This window comes from Mycobacterium bourgelatii (genome assembly GCF_010723575.1).
In the GTDB taxonomy this organism is placed as follows: Bacteria; Actinomycetota; Actinomycetes; order Mycobacteriales; family Mycobacteriaceae; genus Mycobacterium; species Mycobacterium bourgelatii.
On the sequence record NZ_BLKZ01000001.1, the window covers coordinates 2,913,759 to 2,932,765 of the forward strand.

Annotated in this window: 19 protein-coding genes and 1 pseudogene; 13 read left to right on the plus strand and 7 right to left on the minus strand. The window is 65.7% G+C overall.

The genetic code is table 11. The features are described 5' to 3' along the window. The first annotated feature begins 140 nt into the window (after window positions 1-140). The 8 genes and pseudogenes from G6N68_RS12655 (at window position 141) to G6N68_RS12685 (ending at window position 10,573) form a co-directional block, all read left to right on the plus strand. Window positions 141-4,262 (plus strand): SpoIIE family protein phosphatase, encoded by a 4,122-nt coding sequence (locus G6N68_RS12655; protein WP_163712386.1) that lies wholly within the window; start codon window positions 141-143, stop codon window positions 4,260-4,262. Continuing rightward, entirely contained in the window at window positions 4,263-4,718 is a 456-nt protein-coding gene (locus G6N68_RS12660) for an STAS domain-containing protein (RefSeq protein WP_163712388.1), read from the plus strand. Window positions 4,719-4,776: 58 nt separating this feature from the next. Continuing rightward, window positions 4,777-5,290, plus strand: a pseudogene (locus G6N68_RS32465) (PE family protein); the annotation flags it as partial. Further along, on the plus strand, window positions 5,264-5,662 hold the full coding sequence (locus G6N68_RS32470; protein ID WP_240355449.1) for a PE-PGRS family protein: 399 nt from the start codon (window positions 5,264-5,266) through the stop codon (window positions 5,660-5,662). The pseudogene G6N68_RS32465 and the gene G6N68_RS32470, both read left to right, overlap by 27 nt. A gap of 76 nt (window positions 5,663-5,738) precedes the next feature. Further along, window positions 5,739-6,545: a lysophospholipid acyltransferase family protein gene (locus G6N68_RS12670; protein ID WP_163712392.1), complete on the plus strand. Its 807-nt coding sequence runs from the start codon at window positions 5,739-5,741 to the stop codon at window positions 6,543-6,545. A 2-nt stretch (window positions 6,546-6,547) separates the two neighbouring features. Further along, window positions 6,548-6,982 (plus strand): SRPBCC family protein, encoded by a 435-nt coding sequence (locus G6N68_RS12675; protein ID WP_163712395.1) that lies wholly within the window; start codon window positions 6,548-6,550, stop codon window positions 6,980-6,982. Window positions 6,983-7,248: 266 nt separating this feature from the next. After that, entirely contained in the window at window positions 7,249-9,111 is a 1,863-nt protein-coding gene (locus tag G6N68_RS12680; protein WP_163712398.1) for a serine/threonine protein kinase PknE, read from the plus strand. Between the two features lie 100 nt (window positions 9,112-9,211). Next, the gene (locus G6N68_RS12685) at window positions 9,212-10,573 is read left to right on the plus strand and encodes an acyltransferase family protein (RefSeq protein ID WP_163712401.1); all 1,362 of its coding nucleotides are present in this window, start codon (window positions 9,212-9,214) and stop codon (window positions 10,571-10,573) included. On the opposite strand, the gene G6N68_RS12690 is transcribed toward G6N68_RS12685, so the two are convergent. The 5 genes from G6N68_RS12690 to G6N68_RS12710 form a co-directional block, all read right to left on the minus strand. Further along, on the minus strand, window positions 10,532-10,951 hold the full coding sequence (locus G6N68_RS12690; RefSeq protein WP_163712404.1) for a hypothetical protein: 420 nt from the start codon (window positions 10,949-10,951) through the stop codon (window positions 10,532-10,534). The genes G6N68_RS12685 and G6N68_RS12690 overlap by 42 nt on opposite strands. Before the next feature lie 35 nt (window positions 10,952-10,986). Next, window positions 10,987-11,424 carry a nuclear transport factor 2 family protein gene (locus G6N68_RS12695; protein ID WP_163712407.1) on the minus strand — a complete coding sequence of 146 codons (438 nt, stop codon included), beginning with the start codon at window positions 11,422-11,424 and terminating at the stop codon, window positions 10,987-10,989. An 11-nt stretch (window positions 11,425-11,435) separates the two neighbouring features. Then, window positions 11,436-11,876: a flavin reductase family protein gene (locus tag G6N68_RS12700; RefSeq protein ID WP_163718534.1), complete on the minus strand. Its 441-nt coding sequence runs from the start codon at window positions 11,874-11,876 to the stop codon at window positions 11,436-11,438. A 73-nt stretch (window positions 11,877-11,949) separates the two neighbouring features. Beyond that, on the minus strand, window positions 11,950-13,086 hold the full coding sequence (locus G6N68_RS12705) for an NAD(P)/FAD-dependent oxidoreductase (RefSeq protein WP_163712409.1): 1,137 nt from the start codon (window positions 13,084-13,086) through the stop codon (window positions 11,950-11,952). Then, the gene (locus G6N68_RS12710) at window positions 13,083-13,964 is read right to left on the minus strand and encodes a DUF1295 domain-containing protein (RefSeq protein WP_163712412.1); all 882 of its coding nucleotides are present in this window, start codon (window positions 13,962-13,964) and stop codon (window positions 13,083-13,085) included. Before G6N68_RS12710 ends, G6N68_RS12705 begins: the two co-directional genes overlap by 4 nt. Before the next feature lie 200 nt (window positions 13,965-14,164). Between G6N68_RS12710 and G6N68_RS12715 the strand changes: the two genes are divergently transcribed. The 5 genes from G6N68_RS12715 (at window position 14,165) to G6N68_RS12735 (ending at window position 17,791) form a co-directional block, all read left to right on the plus strand. Continuing rightward, window positions 14,165-15,025 carry a hypothetical protein gene (locus G6N68_RS12715; RefSeq protein WP_240355450.1) on the plus strand — a complete coding sequence of 287 codons (861 nt, stop codon included), beginning with the start codon at window positions 14,165-14,167 and terminating at the stop codon, window positions 15,023-15,025. Between the two features lie 49 nt (window positions 15,026-15,074). After that, the gene (locus G6N68_RS12720) at window positions 15,075-15,569 is read left to right on the plus strand and encodes an SRPBCC family protein (RefSeq protein ID WP_163712416.1); all 495 of its coding nucleotides are present in this window, start codon (window positions 15,075-15,077) and stop codon (window positions 15,567-15,569) included. Window positions 15,570-15,635: 66 nt separating this feature from the next. Next, on the plus strand, window positions 15,636-16,055 hold the full coding sequence (locus G6N68_RS12725; protein ID WP_163712420.1) for a PPOX class F420-dependent oxidoreductase: 420 nt from the start codon (window positions 15,636-15,638) through the stop codon (window positions 16,053-16,055). A gap of 113 nt (window positions 16,056-16,168) precedes the next feature. Next, window positions 16,169-17,275 (plus strand): type III polyketide synthase, encoded by a 1,107-nt coding sequence (locus G6N68_RS12730; RefSeq protein WP_163712422.1) that lies wholly within the window; start codon window positions 16,169-16,171, stop codon window positions 17,273-17,275. Window positions 17,276-17,287: 12 nt separating this feature from the next. Then, window positions 17,288-17,791 carry an isoprenylcysteine carboxyl methyltransferase family protein gene (locus G6N68_RS12735; protein WP_163712425.1) on the plus strand — a complete coding sequence of 168 codons (504 nt, stop codon included), beginning with the start codon at window positions 17,288-17,290 and terminating at the stop codon, window positions 17,789-17,791. Window positions 17,792-17,795: 4 nt separating this feature from the next. Here the strand turns inward: G6N68_RS12735 and G6N68_RS30145 are convergent, their stop codons facing one another. Both G6N68_RS30145 and G6N68_RS12740 read right to left on the minus strand, forming a co-directional pair. Continuing rightward, window positions 17,796-17,960, minus strand: a complete 165-nt coding sequence (locus G6N68_RS30145) for a hypothetical protein (RefSeq protein ID WP_205351323.1) — start codon at window positions 17,958-17,960, stop codon at window positions 17,796-17,798. A 160-nt stretch (window positions 17,961-18,120) separates the two neighbouring features. Then, a complete protein-coding gene (locus G6N68_RS12740; RefSeq protein WP_163712428.1) occupies window positions 18,121-18,996 on the minus strand; it encodes an NYN domain-containing protein in 876 nt (291 codons plus the stop codon). Window positions 18,997-19,007: the final 11 nt, after the last annotated feature.

Consider the following 19,007-nt stretch of genomic DNA (forward strand, 5'->3'; position numbering starts at 1 on the left):
GTACTTGGTCATCGGACGTTATGGGGGCGAATGCTGGCAACCTGAACTGGGTAGATGGTTGTCTGGAAGGATCGTCCTGACCAAAGTCAGCGACGTCGTTTCGATGCCAGGTAACCGGTCACAATTCGAGAGGGACGCCAGTGGTCTTCCGCGCAGACCAGGAGATTGGTCGCGATCTTGCCGCGGTCGACTGGGCATCCACTCCACTCGGACCCACGGACGGCTGGCCCCAGAGCTTGCGCACCGCCGTGAGCATCCTGCTGTCGTCCCGCTTTCCGATGTGGATGGCGTGGGGGCCAGAGCTCACGTTTTTCTGTAACGCCGCCTACCGTCGCGACACGCTGGGCCGCAAATACCCCTGGGCGCTGGGCCGGCCCGCCAGCGAAGTGTGGGCCGAAATCTGGGCCGACATCGGCCCACGGATCGAGAGCGTCCTGGCCACGGCGGAGGCAACGTGGGACGAGGGCCTGCTGCTCATTTTGGAGCGGTCGGGCTACCCGGAGGAGACCTACCACACGTTCTCCTACAGCCCGTTGCGCGACGACGACGCCCGCGTGGTCGGCATCCTGTGCGTGGTCAGCGAAGACACTGGACGGGTCATCGCCCAACGTCGGATGTCGACGTTGCGTGACCTGGGCTCCGACCCCAGCGTGGTGCGTACCGAGCGGCAGATGTTGGACTTCACCGCCGAACAGCTGGCGCACAACCCTTACGACCTGCCGTTCACCCTGACATACCTGTTCGACGAAGATGGCAGTGCCAGGCTGGCGGGAGCCAGCGGAATCGAGGCCGGGCACCCGGCGGCGCCCGAGCGGCTCAGTTCCGCCGACACTTCGCCGTGGCCCGTACAGAAGGCCGCGGATGGCGAAGCCGAAGTGGTTCAGCTCGACCCGGCCATGCGGCTGCCTGCCGGCGGCTGGCACGAGCCGCCCACCCAGGCACTCGTGGTGCCGTTGGTCCAGCACGGCGCTGCGCCACTCGGATTCATGGTGGCCGCGCTCAACCGGTACCGGCCGCTCGATGACGCCTACCGCGGGTTCGTCGAACTCGTCGCCGGACACATCGCCGCCGGGGTGGGTAGCGCGCGCAGCTACCGCGCCCAACAGGAGCGCGCGGAGGCGCTGGCCGAACTCGACCGAGCGAAGACGACGTTCTTCTCCAACATCAGTCATGAGTTCCGCACCCCCCTGACGTTGATCCTCGGACCGGTCGACGAGCTGCGCGCAAGGCCCGGACTCGATCAACGGGCGTACCAAGAGTTGGAACTAATCCATCGCAACGGCTTGCGGTTGGCCAAGCTGGTCAACACGCTGCTTGACTTCTCCCGCATCCAGGCGGGACGGATGCGGGCCCAATTCGAACCCGTCGATCTGTCTGCATTCACCGCCGAACTTGCCAGCGTCTTCCGGTCGGCGATCGAGCGAGCCGAACTGACCTTCACCGTGGACTGCCCGCCGCTCGGCGAACTCGTGTACCTGGACCGCGAGTTGTGGGAGAAGGTGGTGTTGAACCTGCTCTCCAACGCCCTGAAGTTCACCTTCAAGGGAGGCATTGAGGTCCGGGTGACGCGTGCGGGCAACGAGGCGGTGGTAACCGTCAGCGACACCGGTGCGGGGATACCGGAAGCGGAAATGCCCCACCTGTTCGAGCGCTTTCACCGCATCGAAACCGTGCGCGCGCGATCAGCCGAAGGAAGTGGCATCGGGCTGGCTTTGGTCAAAGAACTCGTCGGGATCCATGGCGGCACCATCACCGCGACGAGCCAGGAGGGCGTGGGTACGACCTTCACCGTTCGGTTGCCGTTCGGAACCGCCCACCTATCGGCCGACGAGCTGGTCGCGGAGCGGGGCGCACGGGCGCCTTATGGGGGGATCGCCCAGCCATACCTGCAGGAGGCTTTGCGTTGGCTGCCGACCGGGTCCGATCCCACGCCGCCTGACACCAGCACGGCGGCCACCATGGCGGCGGTTACGCGACGGGGCGGCGACGCCAAAGCGCGGGTGCTCGTCGCCGACGACAACGCCGACATGCGTGACTACCTGATCAACCTGCTGCGAAGCTCCGGCTACAAAGTCAGCGGTGTTACTGACGGGAACGAGGCACTGCAGGCCATTCGGGCCGAGCCGCCGGACCTCGTGATCAGCGATGTCATGATGCCCGGATTGGACGGTCTGCAACTGGTTGCGGCCCTGCGGCAAGACCCGCTCACGGCCACCCTGCCCGTCCTGCTGTTGTCCGCACGTGCCGGCCAAGAAGCATCCATCGAAGGGTTGATGGCGGGCGCCGACGACTACCTCGTCAAACCCTTCGCCGCCGCGGAACTGCTGGCCCGGGTACGCGCGAACGTCGAGCTGGCTCGGCTGCGCAACCATCAGGCCCGCTGGCGCACGGCGTTGGTGAACTCGCTGCAAGAGGCGTTCTTCATCTGTGACGAGCGCGGTGCCGTCATCGAGATCAACACCGCTTTCAGCGAAATACTCGGCTACGGGCCCGAACAACTGCCTTACGAACCCGATCACCCGTGGTGGCCCAGCGGCGACACCGAACCTGAGGCCCGTCGGCAGATCGAAACGGCGTTCGGCGAGATGCTCAACAATGCCCAAGGAGCCATGACGGTTCCGGTGACTCACCGCGACGGGCATCGGCTGTGGGTTGCGGTCAACTTCAGCCACGCGCGCGATCCGGATTCCGGCCGCCGAGTCATGGTCGGCACCTTCCGTGACGTCACCGCCGAGCACTACAGTGTGCAACGTGCCACCGCACTGGCCGCGTTGAATCAACAACTGGTTCAAGCGGATACGGTGGAGGACGCGTTGCGTGGAGCCGCCGAGGAGCTGCGCCGGGTATGGCAGGCTCGGCGCATTCTGGCCGCGACGTTTCCCGCCGCCGGCGACGACTCCGCGGTGCCGGAACTGATCTGTGCGGGTGAGCTTGCCGAGTGGACAGATCTGCCGCCCCGACAGCGGCTTTTCATCGAGTCTTTGCGCGACGCCGACCTGCTGACCACCCTGAGTCCAGAAGCGGGTGTTGCGGGCATCGGGTTACAACATCCCCGAGGGGTGCTCGTCGTCTGGGTCGAGCTGGCGGAGGACCGGCCGTTCACCCCAGAGGATCACACGCTGCTCACGGTGCTGGCCGGACGCCTGGGCCAGGGCCTGCAGCGCGTCTACCGGCTGGACGAACAACGCGAAACCGCAGTGGCGTTGCAGCACGCGATGTTGGGGCCGGCGGATCTGCCCGGAGGCGTCGCAGTGCGCTATCACCCCGCAAGTCGGCCGCTGCAGGTCGGGGGCGACTGGTACGACGTGGTGGAGCTCGACGACGGTCGCATGGCATTGATCGTCGGCGACTGTGTCGGTCATGGACTGGCCGCGGCTACGGTGATGGGGCAGTTGCGCAGCGCCTGCCGGGCACTGTTACTCGAGCAATCCAGCCCGAGCGCAGTGCTGGCCGGGCTTGACCGCTTCGCCGCGCGTCTGCCCGGTGCGCGCTGTACCACCGCTTTTTGCGCGGTGCTCACTCCCGACACGGGCCAGCTCGTCTACTCCAGCGCGGGCCATCCGCCGCCCATCATGGTGCACGCCGACGGCACCAAAGCCCTGCTGGACGGCGGACACGGATTACCACTGGCGCTGCGGCCGGACTGGCAGCGCCCCGAGACCAGCACCGAAATGCCGCCTCGCGCAACACTTTTGCTCTACACCGATGGTCTGGTTGAGCGGCGCGGCGTGTCGATCGACGACGGCATGGCACGCGCGGCTGATCTGATCGAATCCGGACATTCGGAGTCGTTGGACAATGTGGCAGACCACCTCATGTCCCGGCTGGAGCCCAGCAACGGCTATTCCGACGACGTGGCCGTGCTCCTCTACCGGCAGCCGGCTCCACTGTCGATTGAGTTCGCCGCTGACGTGCAACAGCTTGCCCCGAGTCGGCGCGCGTTGCGCATCTGGCTGACTCGGGCGGGGGTGGAGCCCACGCAGATTCAAGACATACTCATCGCCACTGGCGAAGCGGTCGCCAACGCGATCGAGCACGGCCACCGGGACCGTCCCGGGGGAGCCGTCACACTGCAGGCCACCGCACTCGTCGACCGGGTGCAGGTGACGGTGAGTGACACCGGCACCTGGAAGACACCCCGCGCCGTCCCCGACGTCAGTCGCGGCCGCGGCATCATGTTGATGCGGCGACTGATGGAGGACGTTGCGATCGACTCGAGCGATGGTGGCACCACCGTTCACCTGCACGCGAGGATCACGTAGATGCCCACACCGCTGAACCTGAGCACCGTCCGCGGTGCCGACGGAACTCCCAAGGTGACTGCGACCGGTGAGATCGATCTGAGCAACATTCGTCGGTTCACCGAGGCTCTCAATGCGGCCAGCGCCGGTACTCGCGGACCCCTCACGATTGATCTCAGTGCGGTCAAGTATCTCGACAGTGCTGGCATCAACGCGCTTTTCGATCACGCCGAGGAAGTCGACGATCTACATGTCATCGTCCACCCGTTTCTGATCCCTGTCTTCAACATCAGTGGTCTCAGCGAGATCGCGACCGTCGAACCTGCCCGCAGGCATCTGACGAGGACGGGCGCAAAACCCCGCGAGACGAATAAAAGAGATATGTTTCGCCCAATGGATCAACGACTTCTGACAGGGGTCAGATGTCGTTTGTCATCGCTTTGCCGAACGTCTTGGCGGCTGCCGCAGCGGATTTAGCTAATCTCGGGTCGACGCTCGAAGCGGCCAATGCGGTGGCGGCAAGCCCAACGACGTCGGCGGTGCGGGCGGGAGCGCGGCAGCCACCTTGGGAGCCGGTGGGGCGGGCGGCAACGGGGGCGCGGGCGGTTGGCTGGCGGGTGACGGCGGGGCGGGCGGTAGCGGCGGGACCGGCGGGGTGCTTTCCGGTAACGGCGGAGCGGGTGGAATCGGCGGGGCGGGAGGGTTGTTCGGCGGCGGCGGTAACGGCGGCAACGGCGGCTTGAGCCCTAGCGCGATCGGCGGTTCCAGCCCTGCCGACACTATCGGCGGCGCGGGCGGTGCCGGCGGTGGCGATGGCGGGGCGGGCGGAAACGGCCTGTCCAACGGTGGCGCCGGCGGTGCCGGCGGGTTCACCGACAATATGAGTCCTGGCAATGGTGGAATCGGTGGCGCCGGGGGCAATGCCGGGACCCTGTTCGGCAACGGCGGCCGGTGGAACCGGCGGATTCAGTCAATTCGGCACTGGTGGGACAGGCGGGCATGGAGGCGCTGCGGGACTTCTGATGTCAGGTGGTGACGGTGGCACCGGTGGCGAGGGCCGATTCGGCGGCAATGGCGGCACTGGTGGCAACGCGACCCTACTGGGCTGCGGCGGCTCCGGAGGGATAGGCGGATCGAGCGGTGCCTCGCTTCCGGGTCAGTCCGGCACTGCCGGGAACGGCGGCAACGGCGGCACGGGCGGTGCCTTGATAGGCATCGGCGGCGCGGGCGGCGCCGGCGGTCAAAGCCCCGCGGTCGGCGGTGGAGGCGGCAACACCGTCCTCAGCGGCAACGGCGGCAACGCCGTACTGATCGGCAACGGTGGCAATGGTGGCAACAGCGGCACGCCGCTGTTCCAGGGCGGCATCGGCGGTGTCGGCGGAATTCTCTTGGGCAAGAAGGGAATCGACGGTCTGCCGTAGCCGACCGCCACACCGTCCGCACGGCTATGACCGTGCCTACGGTTCGATTTCGGTCGCCGTGGTTAATCTCATCGAGATGACCGAACAACTGCCCGTGGAACTCCGCCAACGCGACCCAGAGTTCATTCGCGCCGTCCTACCTCCGCTGTGGCTGGCGACGACGGTGTGGTTTCGCGCCGAAGTTCACGGATTTGAACACGTTCCGGACGAGCCGGTCCTGTTTGTCGGCAACCACAGTGGCGGCGGTGCCACGCCGGACACGTTTGTGTTCCTCCTTGCCTACAACACCTTCTTCACCGTGGAAGGCCGACCGCTGTACGCGCTTGCCCACGACACCGTCGCAGCCGCACCGGGTGTGGGCAAACTGACCCGCAAGCTCGGCGTGGTTCCCGCCGCCCACTCCTTCTCCGAACGCGTCTTCAATAGCGGCGGTTCGGCGCTGGTCTACCCAGGCGGCGATGTCGAAGCACTGCGCCCCTGGCGAGACCGCAACAAGATCATCTTCTCCGGCCGCAAGGGCTTCTTGCGCCTAGCGCATCGGTGCAACGTCAAGATCGTGCCGGTGGTTGCGACCGGCGGGCATGACACCTTGATGGTGCTCAACGACGGCCGTCGTACCGCGAAGCTGTTGCGGTTGGACAAACTTGCCCGCGTGAAAACCCTGCCGATCACGCTGAGCGTGCCGTGGGGTTTGTCGCCGCTGCCGTTGCCGCAGTTTCCGCTTCCGGCCAAGATCCGCATGCAGGTGCTCAAGCCGATCGATGTGCGCGCACGTTTCGGTGCCGAGCCGGATTGGGACCGCGCGTACGACTACGTCACCAGCGTGATGCAGGTCGGGTTGTCCAAGCTGGCGAGCAAGACCGTCGTCCCGATGGTCAGGTGAAAATGGCTCAAACGGTTAGGGTTTCGCGCGATGTCCGATGCCCGGTGGACAAGGCGGGTGCCTTCGTCACCGACCCGCGCGAGCTGTTTTCCAAGGTGTCCACCTTCAATAGGTGCCGGTTGATCGAGTCGCGTCGCCGCGGAGAGCTGTGGGAAGTGTTCCTCCACAGCGGCACCATCTACCTCGGTGGACGGGTTCTCATCGCGCCACCCAGCGACAACCGCCTGAGGTGGCGCTCGGTGCAAGGAACGCAGCACTCGTTCGAGGCCCGCATCGAGCCAGGAGATCAGGGCAGCCGCCTTACGATGACCCTGAACTTTTCCGCCTCCGGGTTGGCCATCGCCCGGATCAGCGAGTTGATCGGTCGCGGACTTGTCACTCGCAATCTCGAAGCCGCGGCCGAGGAAATCCGCCATCACCTGGAATTCGAGCTCTAGCCGACCAACGCGCGTAACCTGCCCATTTCGGCTGATGACAAGCCTGTCAGGCCCTTGCAGGGCCTTTTGCAGGTCCTTTTGCGGGGCCGTGCAGCCGCCCGGCGCGACGCCGACGTGCTAGTCATTCCCACCCCAGCGCGTCTGAGCCATTAGCCTTATGTCCTGCACGCCACCGCGTACTTGTGACCGGCGCAGGGCCGTGGCCGGGGCGCCAAGGCGTCTCTAGTCGGTTGCTTGCGTGCGGTTGGAGGGATGAGGAGTCGGCGATGGGTGACGCGACCGCGGAATCGCGGGAGGGTACACAGTTCGGGCCATATCGGTTGCGCCGGTTGGTCGGTAGTGGCGCCATGGGCGACGTTTATGAGGCTGAGGACACGGTCCGAGAGCGCGTCGTGGCGCTGAAGCTCATGTCTCAGACGCTGTCGGCCGATCCGGTCTTCCGTGCGCGTATGCAGCGCGAAGCCCGCACCGCGGGTCGCCTGCAGGAACCGCACGTCGTGCCCATCCACGATTACGGCGAAATCGACGGGCAGCTCTACGTCGACATGCGCCTGATCGACGGCAGGGATCTGGCCGGCATGCTGAAGCGTTACGGCCCGCTGCCCCCCGCGCGGGCGGTAGCCATCATCCGCCAGATCGGCTCAGCCCTCGATGCCGCGCACGCCGCCGGGGTTACGCACCGCGACGTCAAGCCGGAGAACATCCTGGTGAGCGCGGACGACTTCGCTTACCTCGTCGACTTCGGGATCGCCAGCGCCACCGCCGACGAAAAGCTCACCCAACTCGGAAGCACGATCGGCACCTTGTACTACATGGCGCCGGAGCGGTTCTCCGAAGACGAAGTGACCTACCGGGCCGACATCTATGCGCTGGCCTGCGTGTTGTACGAGTGCTTGACCGGACAGCCGCCGTACCGGGGCGACCAGCTCGTCGTGATGGCCGCACACCTCAATCAACCCGTCCCGCGACCCAGCGTCGACCGGCCTGGGATCCCCGCCGCCTTCGACCAGGTGATTGCCCGCGGGATGGCGAAGGACCCCGCAGACCGGTACGCCACGTGTGGTGACCTGTCGGCGGCGGCCTACGCAGCGCTGGCCACGCCCGACCAGGATCGGGCCGCCGATATTTTGGAGCGCAGCCAGGTAGCGGAGCTGCCGCCGCCCGGGTTCGCCACTCCGACACCCAGCGGTTTCACACCCGCTCACGGGGCGCCACAGACGCATGGAGCACCACCGACACATGGGGCACCACCGACACATGGCGGACCTGCGGGCACCGGGTGGCCCGCGCCCTCTCCCACCGGGGTGCCCTACCCGTCGGGACCGATCCCGCAGCCAGCTCCCTGGGCCGGTGCCACCGGCTGGAGTACAGGTCACGCGCCTACACCCGGGGCACCACCGTGGGTTCAGCCCACGCCGCGATCTCGCAAGCCGTGGGTTCTGGTGGCCTTAGCAGCCACCGTGGTGGTGGTCGCCGTGGGCGCCGTGGCATTCCTCGTCGCCAAGCCGAAGTCGTCGGGCCCGCGCACTTCAGGACCACCAACGTCGGCGGCCTTGCCCCCAGACGCGGTGCAGCTGAAGATCCTGGAGGACGGGGTATTCGTCGGTAGTCCTGCTGCGAGGGCCACCATCGACATCTACAACGAGCCGATCTGCCCGCCCTGTGGGGCTTTCATCAGGTCGTATGCGCCCGATATCGAAGCGGCGGTGAACAACAAGAAGCTGTCGGTCCGCTATCACCTGCTCAACTTCCTCGACGAGATGTCGCGGAGCGGGAACTATTCGACTCGCGCGTTGGCGGCCTCCTATTGTGTCGCCGACCAGAACGACCCCAAGGTGTACGCGAACTACTACTCCGCGCTTTTCGCCAGCGACTTTCAACCGCAGGAGAATGCCGCGTCCGATAGGACCGATGCCGAGCTTGCCCATCTGGCTCAGACCATAGGCGCTAACGAAACCACGGTGGGCTGCATCAAAACGGGTGCTCAAATGACCACCGCGAAGCAAAAGGCCGTTGTCGCATACGAGGAGCTGAGCAAGTTGAATGGCGGTGCCACCCCGGCCGTGTGGGACGGCACGATCGCCATCAATACTCAGGACGCGAGCTGGCTGACGAGGATCATCGGCTGACCAAAACGCACCGATAGCGCGCCAAAAGCGCACGAAAAGCGCACCAAAAGCGGGTAGTCCTACTCATCCGCGACGGCGCACGGCCCGGCATGCTGGGCGAATGCCTCTCGCCTTGCCTTCGGGCCTTGCTCCGCGCGAACTCGTCACCGCCACCCGACCCGACCGCGACCGTGCCGTCGACGTGGCACGGTTGGCCGCTTTGGTCGTCGTCATGTTCGGACACTGCGCCTTGCTGCTTGCCACCATCGACTCGAACGGCGTCCGCATCGGCAATCTGCTCGGCGAAATACCCGCCCTGCAGCCGGTCACCTGGTTGGTGCAGGTCATGCCCCTGTTCTTCTTCGCCGGCGGCGCGGCTGGCGCATATGGCTGGCGCGCCGGCACATCCTGGGGAACCTGGCTGTTCGCCCGAGCGCAGCGATTGTGCCGGCCCGCGTTCTGGTACCTCGCGGTGTGGGTCGCCGCCCTCGCCGTCGTCGGCGTGACGCTGGGTTCGGAGTCGGCGGCCGCGCTCGGGCGAGAGTGTGTCGCCCTGCTGTGGTTTCTCGGTGTCTACCTGGTGGTGCTGGCCTTCGTACCGGCATTGACGCGAGTGCGGACGGGGCGTGGGGTCGCGGCGGTGGTCGCGTCGCTGCTCGCAGGTGCGGCGGTGGTCGACGGAATTCGGATCGCCGTCGGGACGGCGGAATCGGGCGTCGCCAACTTCTTGATCGTGTGGCTGATTCCGGTGACGATCGGCGTCGGGTACGCACGCCGGCTGATTGGCGTGCGTGCGTCACTGGTTGCGGCCGTATCGGCGTTCACCGCGCAGCTGCTGCTCGCCGCACATGGGACGTACGACGTCTCCCTGGTTGTGACGGGCGCCGAGCGGATGTCCAACGTGTCGCCGCCCACCCTGTTGTTGGCGTTGCACTGCACGTGGATGTCCTGCGCTTTCGTGGCCGTCGCGGGAGCGGTCCGGCGCTGGGCGGCCAGGCCACGGGTCTGGGGCATCGTCGCATTGGGCAACGGGGGAGCGATGACGCTCTACCTTTGGCATATCCCCGCGATCGCGGTTGCTGCATTCAGCCTGCACGCCTTGGGATTTGACGCCTACGACGTACACGCACCCGGCTTCTGGAGTCTGCTTGCGCTGCGCGCCATCGTGTTTGCGGCCGTCATGGCCGTCGCGTTTCGACTCCTCACGCCGCTCGAACACCGCAGCCTGCCCTGGTGGGACGAACCGGTTTCGGTCAGCGGCACCGGTCGCGTCCGGTCCGCGCTCGCGGGTGCGCTGGTCTGCGTGGCCGGCATCGCGCTGGTATTGCTCGCCAAGAACGGAATCAGCGGTTTCGCCGGGTTTACGGCCTTGGGCTGCTTTCTCGTCGCAACGGCGACCGCACGGCTGGCCGCCGCAGGCCAGTCACCGTCGGACCAGGTGTCACGCAGCCCGAACGTTTCTCGCGCCCTTGACGTTCCGTAATCCGGAACAGTTCACACAGCCGACACAGCCGACACAATCGGTGCAGTTCACGCAGCCGACGCAGGCCACACATCGCGAGCAGCCGATACACGCCAGGCACGCCACACATTCCACGACGGCCGCGCACATTACGGTAAGCAGGCTGGCGATCACCCCAACGCTACCCGCGGTCGCGACCGAACCGGCAACGGCGACGCTGCCCGCCGTGGCCGCCGATCCCGCCACGGCGACGCTGCCCGCGGTAGCGGCCGACCCCGCCACGGCGACGCTGTCAAGTGTGACGACCGAGCCGGCCACCGCGACGCTCTCAATGGTGGCTATCGAGCCCACCACGGAATCAGGTTCGACGGCAGTTGCGGATTCCAGCGCGAGTGTCATGTGCTCATCATCGCAAAACGGCTCTGCCGGCGGGACTATTGAGTTGCGAACGCCGAGTCGGGCGCCGTCCAATCCGTCGACACCTTGCGGTGTTTGATGCGCCACGTGTCACCGTCGGGGACCAGGATGTCGCGATAACGGCCGAAATGGTCCAAACCTTTGTGGGTCACCACGGTGAAATACGACGAGACCTGCGCCTGGTCGGGAGTCAGGCCGGTGAACAGCAGGTTGGCGACGTTGTGTCGTACCACGCGCCGCACATCTGGACTGTCCGTGACGTTTTCGGTGACGCCACCGAGAAATCCAATGATCTCGGAGCGCCCGCGCAGCGGTTCGAGGCCGCGTATCTCGAGTACCCCGTCGGCACAGAAAGTTTCCGCGAGGTCGCCCACCCGGCCGGCATCGCCGGACCAGTTGTACCGGGCCAGTGTGTCGCGAATCTGCTCCCGCGCAATCAGTTCCCAGATTTCCACCCTTGCCTCCTTTACGCCTCGTGGCCCGGCTCGATGTCACGGACGTCGGAAAACGTCACCCAATGTTCCAGCTGCTCGGGTGGGCTGCCGGCCACCGGCTCCAACAGGTGCCCGACGTGGTCGCCGAGGGAAAAGCGCTCGATGACTTTTCCGACGAACCAGGCTGCCGCGTCGTTGAGGATGGGCAACTCGGCCCGGCCACGGTGCCAGGAGCAGCGCTCGAATTTGTCGATTTTGTCGCCGGTTTGGCCACCGAAGAGTTTGACGACGTCTAGGTGGTCGCGGTCGAAGACGTGCACGGCCAGATGGGTAGCGTCGGTCGCCACGCGATACGTGTGATTCCGCTTCGATAGGCCGACCAGGAACCGGGGCGGATTGATGCTGGTTTGGCTGGCGAAACCCACCAGACAGCCGGCCAGAACGCCGTTGCCATTTGTGGTGACGACAAACATCGGATAGTCCAACAATCCGACCAACTTCTCGAATGGCTCAACGGCTGAATCGTTCACGGGGTCAGTGTCTCATTCAGACCGGGGGCCGGTTTTCCCGCACACCGCGGTACATGCCCCAACGGACGATCCACGGCATGACCACGCGGTCGACGGACCACGGCGGCAAGCGGAACGCCTGCCCGGTGGGCAGAAACACTTCCAACCCCTCGGGCTGGATGCCGAACAACGACCCCCAGCGTCGCCCCGGTGTCCGGAACGCGCGCAACGGCCGGCCTCCGAACTCGGCCCGAATGTTGCGGGCCACCAAAGCATCTCCACGATTGCGGGCCGAACTGCGCAGCGGGTCGGTGGCCGCCACGTCGCCTACCGCGAAGACGCCACGCTGGCCGGGTATCTGCAGTTCCGGTGTCACCCGCACAAATCCGCGCTCGTCGAGCAGTTCCGGTGGTAGCCAGTCGGTGTTGGGGCGTACCCGTCCGACCGCCCACAGCACCGCATCGGCGGACACCGGAGGTTGTCCGGTGCTCCAGTGGACAGGTTCGCTGGTGATTTCGTCGCCGGCAAAAGCGTTGGTGATGGCCGCCCGGTGGCCGGGGTGCAGGTTGACATTGAGGTCGGTCAGGCGGTCGTGGACGCGCCGCCAAATCCGCGGGTGGTACTCGGCCAAGGCGCGCTCGCCGGGGAAATACAAGTCAATTCGCTTGTCTGGCCAGGTGGTTGCGAGGTTGGCGGCGCTGGTGACCGCCGCCGCGCCGCCTCCGACAACGATGATCGAGTTGGCAACCGCCAACCGTTCGTGTGCGGCGCGCAGGTCGGCGCCGATTTCGGCGGGGGACTGGAGTGTAGGCCGACGCCAGAAGCCGTTGCTGACACCGGTGGAGATGACCAGTGTGTCGTACGGCTCGGTGACCGTGGTGCCATCCCCAGAGCCGTCGTCGCGGTGGGCGGTGACGGTGCGCTTGTCCAGGTCCACTCCGGTCAACCTGGCCTGCAGCGTCCGCACCCCATCCAGTCGCCGGAATCGGTCGAACGGGATCCAGTAATCGCAGGCCCAGTCCTGGGGCCGAGTCAGTCGTACGCCGAGTTCTTGACCGCTGACCAGTCCGGGTTTCACCGAAATCCCGACGACCTCGAAATGGCGGGACAGCCGGATGGCGGTCAGGATGCCGACATCGCCCAACCCCGCGATCACAACTCGCTTACGGCTCACGCCGCTCTCCGCCGCGGCGGCCTGGGTACGAACCGCGGCACCCGGTCGATGACGGCCTGATAGCCCGGTCGCCGCTCCAGGCTGCGTGCCTCCATCATGGGGATGCTCGCGCCGAGGAACATGGCCAGCATCGCCAACGCGCCGACGAACAACCACCACGCGTCCCTAGGTGACGCCGCGACCCCGAACAGTGCCAAGGCGAACCAGAAACTGAACTCCCCGAAGTAATTTGGATGTCGAGACCAGCTCCACAGGCCGCGGTCCATCACTTCACCTGGCTGCCGGACGCGGACGAAGCGGTGCATCTGCACATCGGCTGCCAGTTCCAGGGCCACGGCGGCCAGACCGATGACGAAGGCAATCCAGGTGAGCCAGCCGATTCCGGTACCGGGCCGGGTCAGGCAGACGTAGACCGGCAACATCCCCGCGAACACTTCGACGGTGGGAATCAGGTGTATCGCGACCAGGTCAACAACGAATTCCCACCGTCCGGCGCGCTCGCGGAACTTCGGGTAACGCCAATCTTCGTGGTGCAAACCCGGGAACGCGTAGACCCAATTCGCGGTGAGACGCACCGCCCACAGCACGACCACCACCATGACCAGCCAACGACGCAATTGATCGGCACCGGGCCCCGCCTGGGTCCACCAATAAACGGCCAGCAGCGGGGGAATCACGCTCCAGTACGCGTCGTAGAAGCTCGAGTTGTGATAGGCGCGACTGAATCCGAACACCACGAGAGTGGCCAGGACGTCGGCGATAAGAGTGTCCAGCCACAGTTTGTCGGAGGCCGGGCCCCAGGCGAGCCAGGCGGCAGCGACGCCGATTGCGACAACGTAAGCCACCGTGACGAGCGCCAGCGATCGAGACTTGCTCATCGACCTCCTTACGCGCCTGTCCAGGTGGCCCGGACCCGCGTCGCGGTGAAAAAACGGTAACACGTTCTACTGGTGCCTCGAGGGCGGCTACCGGGCCACGAACGGCACTCGTGGGCTGTCCTTTTCCTCACTCGGCGGCCACAGAGGTCGTAGCTGACTACCGGTATGGTCGCACTGACGGCCGCTCCGGTTGGGAGTACATGACTGGCATCCAGACCTCGATGCGCCCATACCTGCGCGCCGCCACGCGCGCCTCGGTGCGGGCGTCGAGTCCCCGTCCAGCCGCGGCCCGACGGGCGGCCAAAAACTTCGACAAACCTCTGTTGAAAGCGGTGCCCGCAGAGATCCGTTGGGCGTTCAGCCCGCCGCGGACCTGGCTCATGGGCGTGGTGGCCAACCTGATTCTGGCGGCGGCGTTCTTGTTGGTCCAGCCGTTAACTCCGCAAGGACGCCAGCAGCATTTCGACTGGGTGGTCTTGGTCGGTACCTACTTCTCCTCGTTCATCCTTGCCGACGTCACCACCACCAACCTGCTCGGCGCCGATCATCACCGTGTCCGGCAAGCCTTGTCGGACGGGACGCCGCTGTGGCGGGTGCTGCTGCTGAAGGATATGGCCCTGCTCGTGTTGGTCGGACTGCCCACCTTGGCCGCGGCGGCGGGGCTGACGCTGTGGCTGGAATCGCCTGAGCGCCTGAGTGTCACGATCCCCAACGTGGCAGTGCCGATCTTTTCCTGGCTCGGTATAGGCAATTTCATCTCGGTGGCGTATCCGGTCACCGCCGAACCGCTCTACCGCCGGTGGCGACGACGACGAGACATCCGCGGCACGGCGATCTGGATCGCGGCGGTGACGTTGCCTTATGTGTTGTACTTCGTCGCCGACCCGATGGACGGCGTCGAGCATCGGCTGTTGTGGACGCAGTTGCCGGCGGCGATCGGCCCGGTCTTGGGACGGGACACCAAGAGCTACGTGCATTTTGGGGCCGCCCTGGTGATCTGGTTGGCGGGAACGGTGGCCGCCATGCTGTGGGCACGCCAGCGCGGGGTGCGATTCAGGTAACGACGGGCCGTACAGTAAGCGCGAATAGCTCCGGCAGATGCGAGGACCCGTGACCGATCGCATAGAAACACAGCGCACCATTGCGGCATCGGCATCAGACGTCTTCGCGGTGCTGTGCGATCCGCAGGGCCACGTCGCGATCGACTCGACGGGCATGCTGCAGGACGCCGACGGTGAGCCCGTGCAGGCCGTCGGCGACACCTTTGTGGTGCACATGGACCGCGAATCGCTCAACGACTTTCCGCAGTTGGGTAAGTACGACGTCACCGTCCAAATCACGGAGTTCGAACGGAACCGGCTGATCGCGTGGACGATCCTCGGCCAGATCAAACCCCAGATCGGTCACGTCTACGGCTACCGGCTTGAGCCGACCGAGGACGGAGCAGCCACGGTGGTCACGTCGTTCTACGACTGGTCCGACATCGGCCCCACGTGGCGCGAAGCCAACATCTTCCCGGTCATATCCGAAGGTGCGTTGCGGGCGACCCTCGGTGTTCTGGACCGCACCGTGCGCCGCGGCTATCCTCGCGCGGCGACTAGCTAGTCGCGCGACAACCCTTCTGACCTTGTCGTGCGGGAATGAATCGCCGCGCGGGCTGTTAAAAGTCGCATGAAACTCAACGACGCCGCCCGCGACCTCATCGGCAAGGGCGCTAACGCCACGCTGGTAACCCTGAATCCCGATGGCAGCCCCCAGGTGTCTCTGGTCTGGGTCGCGTTGCAATCGACGCCGGACGGGGACGAACTCGTCACCGCACATCTAGCCGAGCACAAGAAGGTGCGCAACGTACGCAACGACCCCCGCGTCGCCCTCACGATTGTTGCGCCCGACCAGTCCGGCCCGGAGATGCGGCCCTATCTGGCGGTTTATGGCACCGCGCGGATCGTCGACGGCGGCGCACCCGAGCTTCTGAAAGAACTCGCGCAGACGCTGTCTGACCCCAACGTCTTTCCGCCGCCCGATTCGCCTCCGGGCTTCCTCACCCGTATCCGGATCGACAGAATCGGCGGCCTCGGACCGTGGGTTTAGTGGCCTTTGCGGATCCGCTATAACTTAGGAAACTTTCGGGTTCACGGTGTGTTTATGTTCACGTTGGCCGTGATTGGGTGAACCGGCGGCGCAACGCCATCCGTGCGCTAAGCATGACCGTTACAACACATCTGAACGCCGCTGAGGCGATCGCCCGTGCCAGCGGCGGCGCGCCGCACATCGTCGGCGCAGCAGCCGCATTCACACCGAACCGGTACCGCCAGGACGAGGTAGCGCGCGAGCTCACCGAGGCCGCCGGGCCGGAGTTCATGCGCTTCGCCGCCACCACTGGCGTCGACCAGCGCAGTTTGGCGCTGCCGCTGTCGCGCTACCCGAAGCTGAGTGGCTTCACCGAGGCGAACGACGCCTACATCGAGGTCGCCGTTGACCTCGGCGAGCAGGCGGTGGTGTCCGCACTCGCCGATGCCGGCATCAAGCCCCACGAGGTGGACACCATCGTGATGGTATCGAGCACGGGAGTCGCGGCGCCCACCGTGGACGCTCGGCTTATCGAACGAATTGGACTGCGGCCCAACATCAAAAGGCTGCCGCTGTTCGGCCTTGGCTGCGTGGCCGGCGCAGCGGGGATGGCGCGTGTACACGATTACTTGCGCGGCTACCCGGGGGATGTAGCCGTGCTGCTGTCGGTCGAGCTTTGCTCGCTCACGCTGCAGCGCGACGACACCTCGATCCCCGCGCTCATCGGTGTGTCGCTGTTCGGTGACGGAGCGGCCGCCGTGGTCGCCGTCGGTGCCGATCGGGCTCCCTTGCACCCCAACGCATATCAGGGGCCACGGGTCCTGGCCACCCAGAGCCGGGTGCTCCCGTCGACCGCCGAGGTGATGGGTTGGCGCGTCGGCTCCAGCGGATTCCAGCTGGTGATGTCTCGCGACGTTCCGACGATGGCGGACGACTACCTGGCCGAAGAGGTCGACGGCTTGCTTGCCCAGCACGGCTTGTCCAGAGACGACATCTCGACCTGGGTATGCCATCCCGGCGGGCCGAAGGTGCTCGACTCGATCGAGAACGCCCTCGGTTTGCCCGCGGCAGCGTTGGTGCACAGCCGAAACTCGATGCGCGACAACGGCAACATCTCCTCGGCGTCGGTCCTCGACGTGCTGCGTCGCACGCTGGTCGAGCGGCCGGGACACGGAACGTTCGGGGTGATGCTCGCCATGGGCCCGGGCTTCAGCTTCGAGCTGCTTCTGCTGCGTTGGTGAGGGCTCGGGATCATGTATTACCACGCTTTTGTGTTCGCCATCGCAGTAGAGCGATTGGTCGAACTGCTCGTGGCCCGTCGCAACGCCGCGTGGTCAATGAGCCAGGGAGGCAGGGAGTTCGGGCAAGGCCACTATCCCGCGATGGTCAGCATGCATGCGCTGCTACTGGTTTCGTGTATCGCCGAGGTCAGTGAACGGCACCGGCCGTTCATCCCCGGGGTGGGTTGGCCGATGGTTACCGTGGTGGCGCTCAGTACGGTGGTGCGCTGGTGGTGCGTCGGCGTGCTTGGCAAGCACTGGAACCCAAGACTTATCGTGATTCCCGGTGCGCCGTTGGTCCGGCGTGGTCCGTACCGATGGCTACACCACCCCAACTATTCCGCCGTCGTGGCCGAGGTTGCGGCGCTCCCGTTGGTACATTCGGCGTGGCTGACGGCCATCGCATTCACCACTGTCAACGCACTGGTGCTCAAGGTCCGCATCCGCACCCAGAACGCGGCCTTGGGATACGCCTAACTCGTCATGCGCGCCGTCGGACAACGATGTCCGCGGCCGCGCTCATTTGATCGGACAACCGCAACAGGTCACGCTCGCCGATCCCGTTCGGCACGGTGTATGCCAGGCGGCGTACCTCAATGGCGTAGTTGCGCAGCTGCTCGCGGAGCCGGGCCTCGATGGTAGGCATGGCTTCTCCTCACGGCAAGGGGTTGGCTGGCTACAAAGCTATGCGGTCCCGTGGCGCGCCGCTAGACGGTCGTACCGTTTTTTACGAGACGTTGACGGTCTTTACAGGACGGCTACAAGTTGGGCCAAAGTTCGGCCCCCGCGCAGACATTCGGCGTGGGCTACGACCCGTTGTCGCTATGTAGGCGCACCGTACGGGTGGTGCTGCTCTCGTCGAGGTCGACGATATCGCTGCGGGACCGCAGAAAATCGCTGAATGTCTTGTAGCCCAGCGACTTTTCGCTGAAGGACGGGTCCATCCGCTTCATCTGCGCCTTGACGACCGAGTTGTGCAGCCATTCGACATCGTCTTTTTCCTGCCCGATTCGTAACGCGCGCTCGAGCAGCCTGGTGGCGGCGATCTGCGGGTCGGGCGCCGCCTGCTCATCGTCGCGGTCGTTGGGGCTGGCATGCCGGCCGCGCTTCTTAGGCTGCGGCGCCGGTGCCTCGTTCGCGGTGATCCCGGGAAGGGCGTCGTAGGTGACGAACTCGTCGCACGCGGCCGCCAGCGACTGGCTGCTGGCCCCGGCGACACCGATACCCACGACGTAGCGGCCGAGCCGTTTGCAGCGCTGAGCCAGCGCGATGTAGTCAGAATCGCCTCCGACGATCACCACGTGCGTCAAATCGGGCAAACGGAACATGTCTTCGACCGCATCGACGGCCAGTCGGATGTCGGCCCCGTTCTTGCCGTAAGCCGCCGCAGGAAACAACTGCACCAGATCGACCGCTCGTGCAACGAGCTGACGGTGGTAACCGGCGTTGACATCGGCGGACCAGTCCGCATACGCGCGGGTGAGCACCAGGGTGCCGAACGAGGACGCGAAGTCGACGATGGCGCCCAGATCGACGGTCGCCGGCTGCAACCGGTCCTTTTCCAGGCCTTTGGCCTTGTCCCGCTGGAAGGCGCCGCGGCCGTGCACCTGGTCGTAGCGGGAGATCACGATGTTGTCGAAGTCGAAGTAGACCGCCACGCGGGTCGTGTCGGACTCAGTCATCGTGCTGCTCG

Excerpts from the sequence above, each read along its gene's own strand:
- G6N68_RS12660 (WP_163712388.1), top strand. The coding sequence starts at position 4,263 with ATGCCCACACCGCTGAACCTGAGCACCGTCCGCGGTGCCGACGGAACT.
- G6N68_RS32470 (WP_240355449.1), top strand. The coding sequence starts at position 5,264 with ATGTCAGGTGGTGACGGTGGCACCGGTGGCGAGGGCCGATTCGGCGGC.
- G6N68_RS12670 (WP_163712392.1), top strand. The coding sequence starts at position 5,739 with ATGACCGAACAACTGCCCGTGGAACTCCGCCAACGCGACCCAGAGTTC.
- G6N68_RS12675 (WP_163712395.1), top strand. The coding sequence starts at position 6,548 with ATGGCTCAAACGGTTAGGGTTTCGCGCGATGTCCGATGCCCGGTGGAC.
- G6N68_RS12680 (WP_163712398.1), top strand. The coding sequence starts at position 7,249 with ATGGGTGACGCGACCGCGGAATCGCGGGAGGGTACACAGTTCGGGCCA.
- G6N68_RS12685 (WP_163712401.1), top strand. The coding sequence starts at position 9,212 with ATGCCTCTCGCCTTGCCTTCGGGCCTTGCTCCGCGCGAACTCGTCACC.
- G6N68_RS12690 (WP_163712404.1), bottom strand. The coding sequence starts at position 10,951 with ATGACACTCGCGCTGGAATCCGCAACTGCCGTCGAACCTGATTCCGTG.
- G6N68_RS12700 (WP_163718534.1), bottom strand. The coding sequence starts at position 11,876 with ATGTTTGTCGTCACCACAAATGGCAACGGCGTTCTGGCCGGCTGTCTG.
- G6N68_RS12710 (WP_163712412.1), bottom strand. The coding sequence starts at position 13,964 with ATGAGCAAGTCTCGATCGCTGGCGCTCGTCACGGTGGCTTACGTTGTC.
- G6N68_RS12715 (WP_240355450.1), top strand. The coding sequence starts at position 14,165 with ATGACTGGCATCCAGACCTCGATGCGCCCATACCTGCGCGCCGCCACG.
- G6N68_RS12725 (WP_163712420.1), top strand. The coding sequence starts at position 15,636 with ATGAAACTCAACGACGCCGCCCGCGACCTCATCGGCAAGGGCGCTAAC.
- G6N68_RS12730 (WP_163712422.1), top strand. The coding sequence starts at position 16,169 with ATGACCGTTACAACACATCTGAACGCCGCTGAGGCGATCGCCCGTGCC.
- G6N68_RS12735 (WP_163712425.1), top strand. The coding sequence starts at position 17,288 with ATGTATTACCACGCTTTTGTGTTCGCCATCGCAGTAGAGCGATTGGTC.
- G6N68_RS30145 (WP_205351323.1), bottom strand. The coding sequence starts at position 17,960 with ATGCCTACCATCGAGGCCCGGCTCCGCGAGCAGCTGCGCAACTACGCC.
- G6N68_RS12740 (WP_163712428.1), bottom strand. The coding sequence starts at position 18,996 with ATGACTGAGTCCGACACGACCCGCGTGGCGGTCTACTTCGACTTCGAC.